Origin of the sequence: Glutamicibacter sp. MCAF14, assembly GCF_052114325.1 — a bacterium.
In the GTDB taxonomy this organism is placed as follows: Bacteria; Actinomycetota; Actinomycetes; order Actinomycetales; family Micrococcaceae; genus Glutamicibacter; species Glutamicibacter arilaitensis.
On record NZ_JBFREO010000003.1, the window covers coordinates 245,823 to 262,026 of the forward strand.

The 16,204-nt window shown below is 59.5% G+C and carries 18 protein-coding genes; 5 read left to right on the plus strand and 13 right to left on the minus strand.

Annotated features, from left to right (window positions below; genetic code table 11):
- Nucleotides 1-61: 61 nt before the first annotated feature.
- The 6 genes from AB4Y71_RS06580 to tdh form a co-directional block, all read right to left on the minus strand.
- Nucleotides 62-1,009: a carbohydrate ABC transporter permease gene (locus tag AB4Y71_RS06580; RefSeq protein WP_441718898.1), complete on the minus strand. Its 948-nt coding sequence runs from the start codon at nt 1,007-1,009 to the stop codon at nt 62-64.
- Nucleotides 1,006-2,145, minus strand: coding sequence for a carbohydrate ABC transporter permease (locus AB4Y71_RS06585; RefSeq protein ID WP_441718901.1), 1,140 nt, complete (start codon nt 2,143-2,145; stop codon nt 1,006-1,008). Before AB4Y71_RS06585 ends, AB4Y71_RS06580 begins: the two co-directional genes overlap by 4 nt.
- Before the next feature lie 67 nt (nt 2,146-2,212).
- Entirely contained in the window at nt 2,213-3,568 is a 1,356-nt protein-coding gene (locus tag AB4Y71_RS06590) for an ABC transporter substrate-binding protein (protein ID WP_041649406.1), read from the minus strand.
- 136 nt (nt 3,569-3,704) lie between these two features.
- A complete protein-coding gene (locus AB4Y71_RS06595; protein WP_441718904.1) occupies nt 3,705-4,721 on the minus strand; it encodes a LacI family DNA-binding transcriptional regulator in 1,017 nt (338 codons plus the stop codon).
- An 88-nt stretch (nt 4,722-4,809) separates the two neighbouring features.
- Nucleotides 4,810-6,009, minus strand: a complete 1,200-nt coding sequence (locus tag AB4Y71_RS06600; protein WP_102598171.1) for a glycine C-acetyltransferase — start codon at nt 6,007-6,009, stop codon at nt 4,810-4,812.
- 31 nt (nt 6,010-6,040) lie between these two features.
- Nucleotides 6,041-7,093, minus strand: coding sequence for an L-threonine 3-dehydrogenase (gene tdh, locus AB4Y71_RS06605; protein WP_441718906.1), 1,053 nt, complete (start codon nt 7,091-7,093; stop codon nt 6,041-6,043).
- 135 nt (nt 7,094-7,228) lie between these two features.
- Here tdh and AB4Y71_RS06610 point away from each other — a divergent pair, with 135 nt between their 5' ends.
- Nucleotides 7,229-8,134, plus strand: a complete 906-nt coding sequence (locus AB4Y71_RS06610) for a LysR family transcriptional regulator (protein ID WP_441718909.1) — start codon at nt 7,229-7,231, stop codon at nt 8,132-8,134.
- On the opposite strand, the gene AB4Y71_RS06615 is transcribed toward AB4Y71_RS06610, so the two are convergent.
- Genes AB4Y71_RS06615 through AB4Y71_RS06625 form a run of 3 tightly spaced genes read right to left on the minus strand, consistent with a single transcriptional unit; the run spans nt 8,131 to nt 10,391 of the window.
- On the minus strand, nt 8,131-8,307 hold the full coding sequence (locus tag AB4Y71_RS06615) for a hypothetical protein (protein WP_441718912.1): 177 nt from the start codon (nt 8,305-8,307) through the stop codon (nt 8,131-8,133). The two genes, AB4Y71_RS06610 and AB4Y71_RS06615, sit on opposite strands and share 4 nt — an antisense overlap.
- Before the next feature lie 30 nt (nt 8,308-8,337).
- Nucleotides 8,338-9,168: an aldo/keto reductase gene (locus tag AB4Y71_RS06620; protein ID WP_441718915.1), complete on the minus strand. Its 831-nt coding sequence runs from the start codon at nt 9,166-9,168 to the stop codon at nt 8,338-8,340.
- Between the two features lie 44 nt (nt 9,169-9,212).
- Nucleotides 9,213-10,391 carry an MFS transporter gene (locus AB4Y71_RS06625; RefSeq protein WP_441718918.1) on the minus strand — a complete coding sequence of 393 codons (1,179 nt, stop codon included), beginning with the start codon at nt 10,389-10,391 and terminating at the stop codon, nt 9,213-9,215.
- A gap of 114 nt (nt 10,392-10,505) precedes the next feature.
- Between AB4Y71_RS06625 and AB4Y71_RS06630 the strand changes: the two genes are divergently transcribed.
- A complete protein-coding gene (locus tag AB4Y71_RS06630) occupies nt 10,506-10,952 on the plus strand; it encodes a MarR family winged helix-turn-helix transcriptional regulator (protein ID WP_441718921.1) in 447 nt (148 codons plus the stop codon).
- Between the two features lie 31 nt (nt 10,953-10,983).
- Nucleotides 10,984-11,658: an HAD family hydrolase gene (locus AB4Y71_RS06635; protein WP_441718924.1), complete on the plus strand. Its 675-nt coding sequence runs from the start codon at nt 10,984-10,986 to the stop codon at nt 11,656-11,658.
- Between the two features lie 232 nt (nt 11,659-11,890).
- Here the strand turns inward: AB4Y71_RS06635 and AB4Y71_RS06640 are convergent, their stop codons facing one another.
- Together AB4Y71_RS06640 and AB4Y71_RS06645 are read right to left on the minus strand one after the other, a co-directional pair.
- The gene (locus AB4Y71_RS06640) at nt 11,891-12,535 is read right to left on the minus strand and encodes an isochorismatase family protein (RefSeq protein WP_441718927.1); all 645 of its coding nucleotides are present in this window, start codon (nt 12,533-12,535) and stop codon (nt 11,891-11,893) included.
- A gap of 140 nt (nt 12,536-12,675) precedes the next feature.
- Nucleotides 12,676-13,599 (minus strand): aminoglycoside phosphotransferase family protein, encoded by a 924-nt coding sequence (locus AB4Y71_RS06645; protein ID WP_441718930.1) that lies wholly within the window; start codon nt 13,597-13,599, stop codon nt 12,676-12,678.
- A gap of 62 nt (nt 13,600-13,661) precedes the next feature.
- Between AB4Y71_RS06645 and AB4Y71_RS06650 the strand changes: the two genes are divergently transcribed.
- A complete protein-coding gene (locus AB4Y71_RS06650; RefSeq protein WP_441718933.1) occupies nt 13,662-14,135 on the plus strand; it encodes a mycothiol transferase in 474 nt (157 codons plus the stop codon).
- A gap of 26 nt (nt 14,136-14,161) precedes the next feature.
- Here AB4Y71_RS06650 and AB4Y71_RS06655 read toward each other — a convergent pair whose 3' ends face one another.
- Nucleotides 14,162-14,335 carry a hypothetical protein gene (locus tag AB4Y71_RS06655; protein WP_441718936.1) on the minus strand — a complete coding sequence of 58 codons (174 nt, stop codon included), beginning with the start codon at nt 14,333-14,335 and terminating at the stop codon, nt 14,162-14,164.
- A 119-nt stretch (nt 14,336-14,454) separates the two neighbouring features.
- The gene (locus tag AB4Y71_RS06660) at nt 14,455-15,045 is read right to left on the minus strand and encodes a GNAT family N-acetyltransferase (RefSeq protein ID WP_441718939.1); all 591 of its coding nucleotides are present in this window, start codon (nt 15,043-15,045) and stop codon (nt 14,455-14,457) included.
- A 185-nt stretch (nt 15,046-15,230) separates the two neighbouring features.
- Between AB4Y71_RS06660 and AB4Y71_RS06665 the strand changes: the two genes are divergently transcribed.
- A complete protein-coding gene (locus AB4Y71_RS06665) occupies nt 15,231-16,037 on the plus strand; it encodes a DUF4184 family protein (RefSeq protein WP_441718942.1) in 807 nt (268 codons plus the stop codon).
- Nucleotides 16,038-16,204 lie beyond the last annotated feature (167 nt).

Genomic DNA, 16,204 nt, shown 5'->3' on the forward strand with positions numbered 1-16,204 from the left:
ACCAGAGGGTGTCCGTCTGAGATTTCAGACGGACACCCTCTGGTTCTGGAACGAGCTCGACTTAGCCCTTGCTGGCTCCTGCCAGCAAACCTCGCACGAAGAACCGTTGCAGTGCGAAGAAGACAACCAGCGGAATGATCATCGAGATGAACGCTCCGGCTGTGAGCAGCTCCCATGATTGGCCATAAGAACCTGAGAGGTCTTGAAGCGCCTTGGTAATCGGAAGTTCCCCACCGGAGGTGAAGACCGTGGCCACCAGCAAGTCATTCCATACCCAGAGGAATTGGAAAATTCCAAACGACGCGATGGCAGGAGTCGCCAGCGGAAGGACAATACGAGTGAATATAGTTCCGTGCCCGGCACCGTCTACTCGTGCAGCTTCAATGACTTCTTCCGGGATTTCCGAAATGAAGTTATGCAGCATGAAGATCGCCAGAGGCAAGGCGAAAATCGTATGGGCAATCCAAACCTTGGCATAGGCGCCGTCGAGCCCATTAACGCCTAGCCCGGGAAGGATATACAACCCACCGATTTTCATGCCATCGGAAAACATCTGCAGCAGTGGAACCAGCGCCATCTGGATCGGGACAATCTGCAATGCAAAGACCAAGATGAATAGAGTGTTGCGCCCTTTGAAATTGATCCAGGCAAAAGCGTAGGCCGCCAAGCTGGCAATGATGATCGGGATGATGGCAGCCGGGATCGTAATGACCAAGGAGTTCAAGAACGCCTTGGACAGCGGCAAGCTGTCGCCCGAGACGAACGCTTGCGCGTAGTTCTCCAGCGTAAATGACGGGTTGGACAGGGCCGTCCACCAACCAGTGGTTTTGATGTCGTTGGCTTCACGGAATGAGGAGACAAAAAGCCCAAATGTCGGGATGGTCCAGATCGCGGCGATAAGGAACGCAGCGGCCGTGGCAATTCGAGACGAACTGGCCTTGCGCAGTTTCCCGCCGGTTTTTTCGGTGGCTTTAAGCAAGCGGCGCGAGGAATCACTGACGGTACTCATCGAGTGCCTCCTTGTTTCTTTTGCTGGCGAACGTTGTAGATGATGATCGGAAGCACTAGGACAAACAGGACTACTGCCAATGCGGAGCTGTAACCGGTGCGGCTGCCAAGCTGGAACTGCCGGACCATTTCGTAGGCCAGAACCGTGGTCTCGGAGCGTCCACCGGTCATGGAGGACACGATGTCATAGACCTTCAGCGAAGCAATGGAAATAGTAGTCAGCACAACGATGACCGATGAGCGGATTCCCGGCAGCGTGACATTCATGAAGCTCTGCCACGGGGTGGTGCCGTCCAAGGCAGCTGCTTCAAGCTGTTCGGCAGGGACCGCTTTAATTGCTGCGGACAAAATCACCATGGCGAAGCCAGCTTGAGTCCAGATCAGGATGATGACCAGGAACAGGGTGTTCCATGGTTCCAGTCCTAGCCAGTCCACCGGTTTCGCCCCGAAGGCGGTGATGATTGCGTTCAATACGCCAATTTGTTCGCCTTGCCGCGCATCATAGAAGAATTTGAAGATGATCGACGCGCCAACAAATGAAATTGCCATCGGCATGAAAACGAGCAGCTTGAAGAACTTCTCACCACGGCTCTTGTCGATGAAGGCGGCGTAGGCCAAGCCGATGATCGTTGAAACCACCGGGGCTACCAAGACCCAGACCAGCGTATTGAGCAGGGCGGTCAAGCCATCGGGGCTGGTAAAGACCCAGGCGAAGTTCGCCAGCCCGGCAAATCCGGAGCCGTCGTTGGTCATGAAAGCACTAATTGCTGTTCGGATGGTTGGGTAAATCAGCCCTATTGCCAGCAAGAACATGGCCGGGGCCAGGAATCCTGTTAGCTGAAGAAAAGTGCCGGCCCCCGACCGTGAGCGGCGGTCATAGAAATACACGGCAAGACCGAGAACGGCAGCCACTGCGGCGACCCACATGACCGAGGCATATAGCCCGAGCAATAAGAGTATTACTACAGGAACGAGCACGGCGGCGAGCAAACGAAGAATTGCGAAGCCACGTCCACGGTTCGTAGAAACCTCAACGAACGCAAGTACCAGGCCGATCACCACGGCAAAGGAAAGCAAAATTACCGGTATTTGAAGAAGCGGTGACAGGCCGGCAAGCCACTGGAAAAAATCAGACACGAGTCATATCTCCTTTAAAGCTGGAGAAGGCCGGTTGAACCGGCCTCCCCCACTTATTCACTGGTGACTAAGAGTCGTAACCGGCTTGGATGTTCTCTAGAACTTCCTTGGTGGGCTTCCCATCGATCCAGTCCACAATTCCCTTCCAGAAGGAATCGGCACCGACGCTCTTTGGCATCAGGTCAGATCCGTCGAAACGGAAAGTAGTGCTTGGATCCTGCAGCAGTTCCACCGCAGAGCGCAGCAGATCACTGCTGGCATTTTCTGGATCAAGGCCGGAGTTTGCCGAGATCACGCCACCGAGCTTAACTCGGCTATTGGCCCAGTCTGCACTGGCCAGGTATTCCTGCACCTTCGCAGTGTCTTCGTCGTTCGAGAAGGCCGCGACGAATTCGCCACCGCCGACAACCGAAGTTGGATCACCCTCGTTGAATTGTGGTGCGATGAATGCCCAGACATCTCCGTCAGGAGCTACCGTAGGTGTTTCACCGTCTGCGTTCTTGGCATCAAGGATGAAGCCTTCGAGGAATGAAGCCTGGTGGGTCAGCGGGCAAGTGCCCTTGGCAACTGCGGTGCCGATGTCACCAAACGCGGTGGCATTAATGGACTTTACATCTCCATAGCCTGCGTTGACCTGCTTTGGATCCAGCAAGATCTCGCCAACTGAATCAAATGCGCTGGTGATTTCTGGCGAGGTGAATTCCAGTTCTCCGGACACCCATTTGTCATAGGCTTCGGTGCCCGACTGGCGCAGGACAGCGTCCTCAATCCAGTCAGTGCCTGGCCAACCCGATGCTTCGCCCGAGGCAAATCCTGCACACCAGGCAGGCTCATCGGTCTTCTTGGTAATTTCGGTTCCCAGCGCGGTCATTTCGTCCCAAGTCTTGGGAACGCTGACGCCCCATTCCTCGAACTGCTTGGGCGAATACCAGATGTAGCCCTTGACGCTGGCCATCAGCGGAGCACCATACTGGACGCCGTCCACCTTGCCGTAGTTCTGCCAGTCCTCAGACCAGTTCTTCCCCACTTCAGCTTGGGCGCCTTCAGGAAGTTTCTGCACCTTGCCCGAAGCTACGGTAGCTTCCAGCAAACCTGGCTGAGGGAAGACTGCTAGGTCAGGCGTATCTCCGCCCTGGACCTTGATGCCCAACTGGGATTCGAAGTTCTTGTCGCCGGTGTAGCGGATCTTGATGCCGTTCTCTTCAGACCAGTCGGCCCAGGACTTCTCGAGCAGCTCAGCTTCGGTGCCAGTGACTGGTCCGTAGACATCCACTACTCCGTCGGATTCGGCAACTTGGGTCTCCCCGCCTTGGGCATTGGGATCATTGGGATCTGCTCCCCCGGAGCAACCGGCCAGCAGCAAACCGATTGAGGCCACGGAAAGAGCGGGAACGAGCTTCAACCCACGTTTTGTTTTCTTCATGATGCCTTCCACTTTTGAGTTGCACCCTGCGGGAAGTTCCAGCTTGGCACGAGTGATCCCCTCTATAGTGACGCAGATCATCGACRCGCGTCAACAGCCGAGCGCACGAGACCCGGAGAAAATCCTCAAGAGGGGGCTAAACGGGAGCTATTCCAGAACTTTCCCTGATCACCATGACGGGAGTGAAGAGCTGTTGAATGACGTCGCTGGCTCGGCCTTCGATCTGTTCCACCAGCGCGTCAACCGCGGTGTGGGCAATAACTTCACCGGAAGGTGCCACCGTGGTCAGCGCTGGCGAAACCATTTCTGCCGAACGGTCACCGATTCCCAAAGCGACAACCGAGACGTCCGCTGGAATCGACAAGCCAGCCATTCCTGCAGCATTCAGGAAACCAGCAGTGGCGAACTCTTTGAGTCCTACCACCGCACTCGGGCGCGGGTTGAATTTCAGGTAGCCGTCCAAGGCTTGCCGGCCACCGCGGGCGTTATTCTCCACGGGCATCTCAACAATTGACATATTCTGTGCCTGCGCTGATTCGGTGATGGCTCGTGCGGTACGGATTGCCGGGCCATTGCCAGCGGCCTGATCTTGTTGCGAAACATTGATGTACATGATGGATCGGTGACCCAATCCGGCCAGATGCTCTATTGCTAGGCGTCCTGCTTCAGCGAAATCATTGTCAACATAAATCACGTCATCGCTGTCATCGGGCCGGCCAATGGAAGCGAAAGGAATTTTGGCGCGACGCAGAACATCAAAGCGCGGATCAGAAACTGAAACCTCCATGAGCAGCACTCCGGCCACTAATTTCTGGGCAACAAGGCTTTCCATGCCCATGACGTCGGTCATCGGGTTGGACCAGAGCAGCATGTGATAGCCCAGGGCACGAGCCCGCTCCATGGCCGCAGTGACATACTCGAACTCAGTGGATGAGTAGCCGTCAACACTGGTTGGAAAATGCAATGCAAGGATGCCGCGACGTGCACCCGCCAGCCCCTGAGCAAAAGCGTTCGGGGTGTAATTCAAGTCCCGCATGGCGGCCAAAACCCTGGTCTTGGTCGCATCTGAGATGGTGCGCCGTCCACTGATCACGTAGGAAACGGTACTGGGAGATACGCCGGCAAGGCGTGCAACATCATCCCTTGTAGCCATTTGTCCTCCGCTTCAACATGCAGTTACGTAGCTTCTATTGAAACACGTCAGTGAACGGGCGCACTGTCAACAGCTGTGCAAATGCCGGCTACCGGCTGGCTACGAATGCCTGCACGCAGGCTTCGATATCCTCAGCCGAATGCGCAGCAGAAAGCTGGACTCGGATACGCGCGGCACCCTTTGGCACCACAGGGAAGCTGAAGGCGGTCACGAAGACGCCCTGCTCCAGCATCTTGCCTGCAACTTCTGCGGCCTTGACCGCATCGCCGAACATCACTGGAATGATGGCATGCTCGCCTTCGAGCAATTCAAAGCCTTCTTCGCTCATGCGGCGGCGGAAGTGCGCTGCGTTCTCGAAGAGCTTCTCGCGCAGGTCCCCGGAATCAACAACCAGATCCAGCGCCTTCAACGTAGCAGCCACGATCGATGGCGCCAGCGAGTTGGAGAACAGGTACGGGCGGGCCTTCTGGCGCAGCATCGCAACAATTTCCCCGCGGCCGGATACGTAGCCGCCCGAAGCGCCGCCCAATGCCTTGCCGAAGGTGCCGGTGTAGATGTCCACCCGGTCCGAAACCCCTGCGTGCTCCGGGGTGCCGGCGCCGGTTGCGCCCATGAAGCCCACTGCGTGGGAGTCATCGACCATGACCAGTGCGTTGTACTTGTCGGCCAAATCGCAGATGGCTTCCAGTGGGGCCAGGTAGCCGTCCATGGAGAACACGCCATCGGTGACGATGATGGTGCGGCGTGCACCAGCCCCGTCATTTAGCTGCGCGGCGGCCTGCAGCTGGGTTTCCAGATCCGCCATGTCCTGGTTGGCGTAGCGGAAGCGGGCGGCCTTGGACAAGCGGATGCCGTCGATGATCGAAGCGTGGTTCAACGCATCGGAAATGATGGCATCTTCCTTGCCGAACAGCGATTCGAAAACGCCGCCGTTGGCATCGAAGCAGCTGGAGAACAAGATGGTGTCCTCGGTGCCCAGGAACTCGGAGAGCTTGGCTTCCAATTCCAAGTGCAGGTCCTGGGTGCCGCAGATGAAGCGGACCGAGGCCATGCCGAAGCCGCGCTCATCCATGGCGTTCTTGGCCGCATCGATGATCTGCTGGTTGTCAGCCAGGCCAAGGTAGTTGTTGGCGCAGAAGTTCAGCACCTGACGGGCGTCATCGCCCAGCGAGCCGGCCATGATGGAGGCCGACTGGGCGGAATCGATGTGGCGTTCTGCCTTGAACAGGCCAGAGGTCTTCAACTCTTCGAGTTCGGCGGCAAGCTGGCCTTTTAGATCCGTGTACATTGCAAATGCTCCTTGTAGATGCGAGAAATTCTTAGCCTGAGAAAACAGTCCAGTCGAGCACGACCTTGCCGCCGTGGCCGCTGCGGGCCGCTTCAAAGCCCTGCTGCCACTCGGTAGCTGGAAGGAAGTCGGTGACCACCGAGGAAATGCGTTCGCGCATGACCTCTGAAGAGGTCAGCATGGCGCTCATGGCGTACCAGGTCTCGAACATTTCGCGGCCGTAGATGCCCTTCAGGGTGAGCATGTGGGTGACGACCTTGCCCCAATTGATGTCAATTGAGGTGCTTGGCAGGCCCAGCATGCAGATCTTGCCGCCATGGTTCATGTTCTCGATCATTTCCGGCAGGGCAGTCTTGTGGCCGGACATTTCCATGCCGTAGTCGAAGCCTTCAACCATGCCCAGCTTCCGCTGGGCTTCCTTGATGCGCGTGTTCGCTACATTCACGGCCAGGTCGATGCCCATGGTCTTTGCCAGTTCCAAGCGCTGCTCGGAAACATCGGTGATGGCGATGTTGCGTGCACCTACATGGCGGGCAACTGCCGCGGCCATCAGGCCGATAGGACCAGCACCGGTAATCAGCACGTCTTCGCCAACCATGGGGAACTGCAGTGCGGTGTGCACGGCATTGCCGAACGGATCGAAGATCGCGCCAAGCAGCGGGGTGATGCGCTCATCGCGGTGGATGTAGACATTGCTTTCGGGAATGACGACGAATTCTGCGAAGGCGCCGTCGCGCTGCACACCGACCGAGTCGACATTGATGCACATCTGCTTGCGTCCGGCGCGGCAGTTGCGGCACAGGCCGCACACTACGTGGCCTTCACCGGAAACACGGTCGCCGACCTTGACCCCGTGCACGAAATCGCCGATTTCCACGACTTCGCCGTAGAACTCGTGGCCCGGAACCAGCGGGGTGTTGATCATGGCCTTGGCGGCGTCGTCGAAGGCTTCGATGTGCAGATCGGTGCCGCAGATACCCGCGGTCATGACACGGATCTTGACCTCGTGGGCACTAGTCTCCGGTTCTGGACGATCTACGAGTTCTAGTCCTGCATGTGGACCGGACTTGTACAGTGCTTTCATGCTGGTTCCTTAGGATCGGGCACTTGGATGCGCGCACGGCAGACTTGGGGTTGCTTCAAGTGTCGCACCCAACAGCAGAACACCACACCTTAGAAGATCACTGTTTTCCTGATCTAACGATTTAGTATTTACTTCATGGAATTACATCAGTTGCGGATCCTTCGCGAACTCGCAGATCTGGGCAGCGTCAATGCAGTAGCCAAGGCACTATTCGTCTCGCCATCGGCGGTCTCGCAGCATTTGGCGCAATTGCAACGCAACTTCCCTGCGCCGCTAACCCAGAAGGACGGACGCAGTCTGGTCCTGACCACCGAGGGAAAACTGCTGGCCTCCGCCGCAGCGTCAGTCGCTTCGACCCTGGCCGAGGTATCAGCGAAGATCCGCACCCAGGAGCAAGAGCGGGACACTGCCATTCGCATCGCCGGATTCCACTCCATTGGGCAGACCATCTTCGCCCCGTTGCTAACCTACCCGGAAGGCCAATTGCCCCCGCTGCGCTTTTCCGACGAAGATGTCTCGCAGCAGGATTTTCCGGCGCTGACCTCGACGTACGATTTGGTGCTGGCGCACCGGATGCCGCACACGGCCCCATGGCCAGAAGACCGAATCAGTGTTATACCTCTGGCTTTCGAACCGCTGGACGTAGCGGTCCACCGGGATCATCCACTGGCCAAATTCGAGGAGCTCTCCCCCGAGCAGGTGATTGACGAGCCCTGGGTCGTTTCCCGCTCCGGGTACTCACCGGCCGACGTTTTGGAAACCATCGCCGCCCTGGCAGGCAAAGCCCCGCGGATCGAGCACCGGGTCAATGATTATGCCACCGCCGGCGCGTTGGTAGAAGCCAGTGACTGCCTGGGAATTCTCCCGCGCTTCACTGCACGAAAGACTCTGGATGAAACGGTGACTTTACGACCAATTAAAGGACTGAATTCAGGGAGACAAATCGACCTCCTGCTCAGGGCCGAGCATCTTCACCGGAGTACCGTGAACGAGGTTATCAAGGCGATTCGCAGTACCGTCCAGCGGCTGGTCATCAGCTAATCGCGACCCTGCACCCGCTTGCAGAATAACGCTTCGCTGGCAACAGCGGTGCCGAGCACGTTGACGAGAACGCAATCGCCCATCGAAGGCCTTGATTGCACTTCATTCAGGCTCGGAATTTCGGTTTGGCCCCAGGGCAAAGCCTGCGGATTAAACAGCTGACCCACCTTCATTGAAGGTGGGTCAACTGGCTAGTCCATCTTCTAGCCGTTGAAAGTGTCCGGGTCCGGCCCGGTGCGGCCATCGCGGTCAAGGGCATCAATGCTGGCCAATTCGTCGCTGCTCAGCTCGAATCCGAACAGGTCCAGGTTGGCGATGATGCGTGATTCGGTGACCGACTTCGGGATGATCACGCGGCCCTGCTGCAGGTGCCAGCGCAGGATCACCTGCGCTGCGGTCACTCGATGCGCTTCGGCAATGCCCAGAATCGACGCATCGGCCAACAACGCACCCTGGGCCAGAGGGCTCCAAGCCTCGGTGGCAATCCCGTGCTCGGCATTGGCCGCAGCGACTTCGCGGTTCTGCAAAGCGGGGTGTAGCTCGACTTGGTTCACGGCCGGAACGATGGTCCCTTCGGCGACCAGCTTCTGCAGGTGCTCAGGCTGGAAGTTCGAAACGCCGATGGCCCGGATCTTCTTGTCAGCGTACAGCTGCTCCAAGGCCTTCCAGGTATCCACGTAGAGGCCCTTTTCCGGGGCCGGCCAATGGATCAGGAACAGGTCCAGGTACTCCAGGCCCAAACGCTGAAGGCTCGCGTCGAAACCTTCCAAGGTCTGTTCGAAACCCATATCCGAGATCCATACCTTGGAGGTGATGAACAGGTCCTCGCGGGCGATGCCGGACTGCGCGAGCGCCTTGCCCACGCCTTCCTCGTTGCCGTAAATCGCGGCGGTATCGACGCTGCGGTACCCTGCCTTGAGTGCTGCACTCACTGCTGCAGTGGTTTCCTCGTTGGACACTTGGAAGACTCCGAAGCCAACCTGGGGCATTTCGACGCCATTGTTCAGGGTGATGGTTGGGATGGCGGTAGTCATATCTAACTCCTTGAAATTGTTGACGGTGTGAAAAATCTTTGAGCCTAGCTGGCGGGAACCAGTTCGTGTGCCTTGGCGGTCTTCTTGGCCAATGACATGGCAACCAAAACCACGAGCAGTGCCACGACGGTAATGGCGGCACCGATCCAGATTGGCGAGGTGTAGCCCAACCCTGCGGCGATGCCCAAGCCACCAGCCCACGCGCCGAGTGCGTTGCCGAGGTTGAAGGCACCAATATTGGCACCTGATGCCAGTGCTGGGGCAGATCCAGCGAACTGCATGATGCGGCTTTGCAGTCCTGGAACGGTGCCGAAGCCGAAGCCGCCCATCAGGAACAGGGCCACCACGGTGGCCACCGGGTTGCTTGCCAATGCAGCGAAGGCGATCAGTACCACGAGCAAGGCGGCGATGAAGAACAGCAAGGTGCGGTCGATGCTCTTGTCAGCCATGCGCCCACCGATCCAGTTGCCTACGAACAGGCCCACGCCGAAGAGCATCAGCAACCATGGAACGCTGGTCCCGTTGAATCCGGCGACCTCGGTCAGGGTGTAGGCGATGTAGGTGAAGGCACCGAACATTCCGCCGTAGCCGAGGACGGTAATCGCCAAGGAGAGCCAAACCTGCAGGGAGGTAAAGGCGCCCAGTTCTTTGCGCAGCGAGATGCCTTCGGCTGCGTGCTTGATGACTGGAACCAGCACGAGGATGCCAATCAGTGCGAGAACGCTAATGCCGGAGATAGCCCAGAAGGTCGAGCGCCAGCCGGAGTGCTGACCGAGCAGGGTTCCAAAGGGAACACCCAGAACGTTGGCGGCGGTCAGGCCAGTGAACATGATCGCGATGGCGCCGGCCTTCTTGTTGGCTGGAACCAAGTCAGCTGCCACGACCGCGCCGATGCCGAAGAAGGCGCCGTGGCACAGGGCGGCAATAACGCGGCCAATCATGGCCACCTCGTAAGTCGAGGCCATGGCGGTGAGCGAGTTGCCGAGTATGAAGAGCACCAACAAACCAACGAGCACTGGCTTGCGTGGCAGGCGGACGGTGGCTGCGGTGAGGCCGAGCGCGCCGACCACGACGCTGAGCGCGTACCCGGAAATAAGCCAACCCGCAGCTGCCTCGCTGACGCCGAAGTCGGTTGCCACGTCTGGCAACAGGCCCATGATGACAAATTCGGTGAGCCCGATGCCAAAAGCACCGATGGCCAACGCAATAAGACCGAGCGGCATAGCGTTACTCCTGATAGACTAGATAAATTAGTTGCACACGCTTGTTATTGCGCGATGGATGCTATCGTTGCACGCGCAACTAACCAGCGCAAGCAAGTATTTTTGGAGGGACCCATGGGAATCGCAGATGACGCTGTCGAAATCCGTGCTCGTGGATGGCGCACATTGGCGTCATTGCACGGATTAATCGATGCCGCACTTGAAAAAGACCTGACCGCCCAGGTCGGGCTTTCTGTGGTCGAGTACACACTTCTCGATGCCTTGAACCGGCAGGACGGCTGGCATATGCGCATGGCGCAGTTGGCGCGCGCCACCGCACTGAGCCCCAGCGCCACGACGCGATTGGTCACCAGGCTCGAAGATCGCAACCTGCTCTCCCGTGTGCTGTGCGCCGATGATCGCCGCGGCATCTACACCGAGCTGACCGCCAGTGGCCACGAGCTCTATCGGAAGGCAAAGCCCATCCACGATGCAACGCTGGAACGAGTGCTGAAAGAAGCCGAGGAACAACCCGAGTTGGCGCCATTGGCCCGCCTCCTGCATCAGTTCTCCGCCGCGTAGCCGATATCCGAATTAGCCGAAGGGGCCGTTCTTGCTGAATCCAAAATTCTCCGCCGTGCTTTTCGATTGCGATGGCGTCCTGGTGGATTCCGAGTCCATCACCAATTCCGTGCTTCGCCAGATGCTCATCGAGCTGGGCTGGGATATCAGTCCCGAGCAATGCATCGAGATCTTCATCGGCAAGGCGCTCATGGACCAGTGGGAACCCATCCACGCCCAGACCGGATTCCGCATCGACGACCAGTGGATTGGCCAGTTCCGCGCACGCCGCGACGAAGCGCTGCGCTCGCGGCTGCAGCCGATCCCCGCCGCGCTGGACGCAGTCAAGCAGATTTCAGCGATCTATGGCCGGAGCATTGCCTGCGCGACCGGCGCAGACCGGGCCAAGGTCGAAATGCAACTGGCCCTGGCCGGCTTCGCCGAGCACTTCGGAGACCGGGTCTTCAGCGGCATGGAATGCCCGCGCAGCAAACCGGCACCGGATGTCTACCTGGCCGCGGCCGCGTCACTGGGCATTGATCCAAATGGTGCACTGGTCGTCGAGGACACCGCCACCGGGGTGGCCGCCGGGATCGCCGCAGGCGCGACGGTCTACGGCTACTGCAACGGCGGCCCCACCAGCACTTCGCCCGAACTGCTGCGCGCAGCCGGCGCAGCCCACGTGTTCAGCAGCATGGACGAGCTGCCCGGCCTGGCCTCCAAGTAGCATGCCCGGATTCCCGATCACGGCCAGCGGGCATCAGGAACGCCGGTAGAAGCGCGCAGGTGAGCATGGGCGCGCGAAAGCCGATGGCCCGCCGATCTCGCCTAGACTGCGATGGCGGGGCAACTGATGGCGGACACCATGCGGCTTTGCCAAAGTGCGAATTGCAGGCCTTCCCTGGATCAGGGTGCCTTCCGCCGCCGGACTTTCATTTGCGCCCCTGAAGCTGCCGGGCCTACTTTCCTGCCGAATCCAATTCATGCTTCAGCGGGAAGTACCAGCGCATGATCTTGCGCAATTTGTCCGATTCCCCGCGAGCCCAATTGCGCATTAGCTCGCCGCCGAAGGAAATCGCGGTGACCGGCTGGGCGCCGGCGGCGATCATCCGCTCGAAAGCGGAGTCGTGCGCCACCTGGGATATACCGCCCACTGCGTCGGCTACCGGGTAAACCTCGTAACCTTCGGAAAGCATATCCAGTGTGGGAAAGGTGAGGCAGACCTCGGTCCACAGCCCGGCCATGACCACCTTGCGTCGGCCGCTGCTTTCGATGGCCTGCCTGAACTCGGCATCCTCCCAGGCGTTGACTCCGCTGCGGTCGATTTCCTTGACCCCGGGCAGCTCGTCCTTGATCACCTGCGCAGTGCCTTGGTTGACTCCCTTGTCCACTCCCACGGTCGAGAGCACCACCGGAATCCCGTATTCCGTAGCCAGCCGGCACAGCGCCACGACATTCAGATCGATCCGCTCGCGGGTGGTGGAGGTGACGGTGCCATACTGCTCGGGCTGGTAGTCGATCAAGGCCAACACGCAATTTTCCGGCGTGAGCAAGTGGTCTTCGCGCTGATCGCGCACCGGTTCCGGCGAGGTTTTCTTGGGCATGTCCAGCTCCTCTTGGGTACATCAGTTTCAGGAAACTTCGTGCGTGGCTTCACGCTATCCCTGGGAACTGGATCCGGCCAGTACCCGGCGCAGTTCCCCGGGACTTCCAAGAATCCGGATCCGCGCAGGCCCCTTGATGCTCACTTCTGCGACAGTCCGCCGGCGAGCAGCAGCTGGAGCGTCTGGCGCCCGATTCGGCCCAGCGGGTCATCCTCTACCAGCGAGGCGGTCAGCATGGCGTAACGCAGCGCCCATCCCCTGGATCGCCGCCATAGGGCGCTGCCCGGTTGGGCCCCGTAGCTCTCGAAAGCCGAGGCGGTGGTTTCGGCACTGAAGTGCATCCACAGCATGCCCAGATCCGAGGCGGGATCCCCGGCACACAGATCCCCGAAGTCGATCAGCGCGGCTAGCCGGCAGCGGCCGCGCCGCTCGTTGATGACCGTATTATGCGGATGCGGATCACCGTGCAACCACACCGGTGCACCTTCATGCGGCGCGGCGGACAGTGCGTCCGACCAGGCGGCATGCACCGGCTCACGCAAAGAGGAGTCCAGTGCCGCAATTTGGCCGCGGGTTTTCGCATCGAGTGCGGCCAGCCGCACGCCCCTGAATTCGCTGCTTGGCGCTGTTGCTCCGGCAGGCTGGTGCAGCCGGTGCAGGAACTGCGCGAATTCTCCGGCGTAGCCATCGCGCATTGCGCGGTCCACCGTCGCGGCGCTGCGGCCCGGGACATAGGGGCAGATCGAGAACGTGAATGGGTATTGCGGCACGGGCTGGCCAACAAAGACCGGCACGGCAATGGGCAGACCGGTCTCGGCGGCCAATTGCGGCAGCCAGCGCCGTTCCTTGTGCCCAATGGCCTCGCCTAGTTCCCGGCGCGGCAAGCGCACCACCAGCTCAGCTCCCAGCCGGTACACCTCGTTATCCCACCCGGTGGCCAGATAGGCAATTTCCTGATTCGCCCAGTGCGGCGCTTGGCTGGCCAGCAGCTGCTTGACCAGCTCCGCGTCAATTTCGACTTCGGCAGGTGGCATTCCCGTGCTGGTGGAGGGAGAAGTGGTCATTGCTCAATGCTAGTGCACCCGATTTCCTCAGCTTTCCGGGCGAACCATTCTAGAATCGGTGCATGGACTCACCTGCACCCAGCGAGCAGATCCTCGCCACGCTCTTGCTAGAGAAATTCGACCAGCTTACCGAAGCCTTCGCGAGTATTCCGCAGGAACTGGCCAATAGCGTCCTGCCCGTGGGCGGCAGCAATTCGCCGGTGCAGCTGGTACTGCATTGCTGCGGGATGATGCGACGCTGGTCCTCCACGGTCAACCTCGGAATCGAAGTCCCCCGCGATCGGGACGCCGAGTTCACCACGGTCATGGACAAGGAGGCTGCCCTGCAGCTGGCGCACGATGCCAGGAAGGGGTTCGCCAACGACCTGGCGCTCACTGCCATGCATGCTGCTCCCGTTGCGGCCCCGCCGGGCAGGGATGGCGAATACTGGATGGCCACCTGCCAGGGCGTGCTGCTGCATGTGCTCGAAGAGCTCTGCCAGCACTTGGGGCATCTGGAAATCACCCGGGATTGCTTGGCCCGGGATGCTTCGTGAAAGGCATCCGGCAGGTCACCGCTGGCCTACCAATGGCCTTTCCCGTGGCCTGAAGATTCTCCGCTCGCGGAGTCGTCCCAGACGAGCAAGGCTCCTGCAGCAGGCAAGAACATGAGCGCTGGAAGCCACTGGAATACCATCAACGCCACCAAGGCGGCCAGCAGCATTGCCAATGCTGCGATCCTGGGCCATGCAGCCATGGCTACCCTCCTAGTAGTCTTCTACCGCTCGGCGGCAGTTCAATGGTGTGAAAACCCTAGCAAGATCAGTATGTATTTACTAGAGGCATAAAATTTAATGTCGCAGGACCGCGCGCCGCTCACAGGTCCAGGTCTTCCCAATCGAAGCGGGTAGTGGTTCCGGATTCCCAATCCTGGCGCAGGATCGCGTAGGCAACCGAGGCAAGATGGCGCCCGTCGCCGGTGGGCCACGCCATCCGGTAATGCGCCTCCTTGAGGAAACCGGCGCGAAGAAAAGTCTTGCGCATCGCGATGTTATCTTCCCTGGTTTGGCCCTCGAAGCGCAGAATTCCGGGGAAATCCGCGAAAACCTTTGAACACAATGCCTTCAGGATCGGTACGCCAAGCCCCCTGCCCCGGAAATCCTGCGCTAATCGCAGGTCGAACATCGGCGTATCCTCATCAAGGTCTTCAAGTACAACCATGCCCAGGATTCCTCCATGCTGGATAATCCAGAAGCCTTGGCTGCCATTATTCCAATACCGGCCCTGGTCAACCGACTTCGCGGCTTCTGCTGCCGATGGATTGCCGCGCACATGGAAGGGAAAGCTGTTTGCCGAGAGGAACTCGATGATCCTGCCGCGGTGCCCGGGTTCCATGGCTTCAAAGGTGATCGACATGGAATCATGATGGCAGGCGAAGAGCCAGGAAGCCATGGCCAGGAAGACCATGATCCGCCGTTGCCTTGCAATTGCGCCGGTGTAGCAGTCCGGACTGCCCGGAATGATCGCTTCGCGCTAAGCTGGATCGCGGTGGATGGCGGCAGATTCCGCGGCGCTTTTCCGCCCGCTTGAATTCTTCCGGCTTGCTGCCTGCAACGTCACCAATGCCTCGGACATCAGCGAAGGAGCAGCCCATGCCATTTACCCTCTCCCACCCGGCAGCGGTGCTTCCATTCCTGCGCCGCCCCTTCATTCCGGCCGCGCTGGTGGCAGGTGCTATGGCACCTGACCTGCCGTATTTCCTTCGGGTGCCAGTTACTGCTGAATCCTGGTACGGGGCATTCGTCAATGCCACGTATTCCCACTCTGCCGAAGGCCTGGTACTGGTTGGCCTCCCCAGTGCTGCTTTGCTGCTCGGAGTCTTCCACCTGGTCCGAGCGCCGCTGGCCGAGCTGTTGCCGTTCACGGTGGATTCGCTAAATCGCGGCCTGCCAAGACCCGCTTCCGGCGTGGTTACCGCCGGCTGGACGGTCATCTCCATCCTGATTGGACTCGTATCCCACCTCCTGTGGGATTCGCTCACCCAGGTGGGCAGCTGGCTAGTTTCCTGGGACGGGGTCATCGGGGAACAGCAGCTGGCCGGAATATCCCTGGATCGCCTGTTGCAGCACGCCAGTACGGTCATCGGCTTGGCATGCATTGCAGGCTGGGGAATCCGGCGTTTCAAGACCGGCGCATGGGTGGCCCAGCGACGCGCACCGAGCAGTGGGCGTAGGCTACGTGGCTCAATAGTCCTCGTGCTTGCAGTGGCAGCCAGCGCAGGGTTTTCGCTAGTCAGCCTGTTCCAAGCCGTTCAATTTGATGCCGGGATGGGCTTGGAGCACGTCGCTTCATTGCTGGTCAAGAATGCCGGCATGGGCACTGCGATCTGCGTACTGCTGTATTCGCTGTTCTGGCACGTTGTCCGGCGTGCATCGACGCGGAAATCGGCGGCAAGCTAAACGGCGATGCGCACCGATCCTCCCCGGATTTCGCAGCAAGCGAGAACTTGGAGTTGCCGGCCGCGGGAAAGCACGGCTGAACGGGACATCGGAAGCCGGAAGCTGGGAGGCGCACGACGCGACAACGATTCGGTCAGCAGATGCTTCCCTGCAGGCAGCTGGCATGG

Coding starts and splice junctions, on each gene's coding strand:
- AB4Y71_RS06580 (WP_441718898.1), bottom strand. CDS start 1,009: ATGAGTACCGTCAGTGATTCCTCGCGCCGCTTGCTTAAAGCCACCGAA.
- AB4Y71_RS06590 (WP_041649406.1), bottom strand. CDS start 3,568: ATGAAGAAAACAAAACGTGGGTTGAAGCTCGTTCCCGCTCTTTCCGTG.
- AB4Y71_RS06595 (WP_441718904.1), bottom strand. CDS start 4,721: ATGGCTACAAGGGATGATGTTGCACGCCTTGCCGGCGTATCTCCCAGT.
- AB4Y71_RS06600 (WP_102598171.1), bottom strand. CDS start 6,009: ATGTACACGGATCTAAAAGGCCAGCTTGCCGCCGAACTCGAAGAGTTG.
- tdh (WP_441718906.1), bottom strand. CDS start 7,093: ATGAAAGCACTGTACAAGTCCGGTCCACATGCAGGACTAGAACTCGTA.
- AB4Y71_RS06610 (WP_441718909.1), top strand. CDS start 7,229: ATGGAATTACATCAGTTGCGGATCCTTCGCGAACTCGCAGATCTGGGC.
- AB4Y71_RS06615 (WP_441718912.1), bottom strand. CDS start 8,307: ATGAAGGTGGGTCAGCTGTTTAATCCGCAGGCTTTGCCCTGGGGCCAA.
- AB4Y71_RS06620 (WP_441718915.1), bottom strand. CDS start 9,168: ATGACTACCGCCATCCCAACCATCACCCTGAACAATGGCGTCGAAATG.
- AB4Y71_RS06625 (WP_441718918.1), bottom strand. CDS start 10,391: ATGCCGCTCGGTCTTATTGCGTTGGCCATCGGTGCTTTTGGCATCGGG.
- AB4Y71_RS06630 (WP_441718921.1), top strand. CDS start 10,506: ATGGGAATCGCAGATGACGCTGTCGAAATCCGTGCTCGTGGATGGCGC.
- AB4Y71_RS06640 (WP_441718927.1), bottom strand. CDS start 12,535: ATGCCCAAGAAAACCTCGCCGGAACCGGTGCGCGATCAGCGCGAAGAC.
- AB4Y71_RS06645 (WP_441718930.1), bottom strand. CDS start 13,599: ATGACCACTTCTCCCTCCACCAGCACGGGAATGCCACCTGCCGAAGTC.
- AB4Y71_RS06650 (WP_441718933.1), top strand. CDS start 13,662: ATGGACTCACCTGCACCCAGCGAGCAGATCCTCGCCACGCTCTTGCTA.
- AB4Y71_RS06655 (WP_441718936.1), bottom strand. CDS start 14,335: ATGGCTGCATGGCCCAGGATCGCAGCATTGGCAATGCTGCTGGCCGCC.
- AB4Y71_RS06660 (WP_441718939.1), bottom strand. CDS start 15,045: ATGGTCTTCCTGGCCATGGCTTCCTGGCTCTTCGCCTGCCATCATGAT.
- AB4Y71_RS06665 (WP_441718942.1), top strand. CDS start 15,231: ATGCCATTTACCCTCTCCCACCCGGCAGCGGTGCTTCCATTCCTGCGC.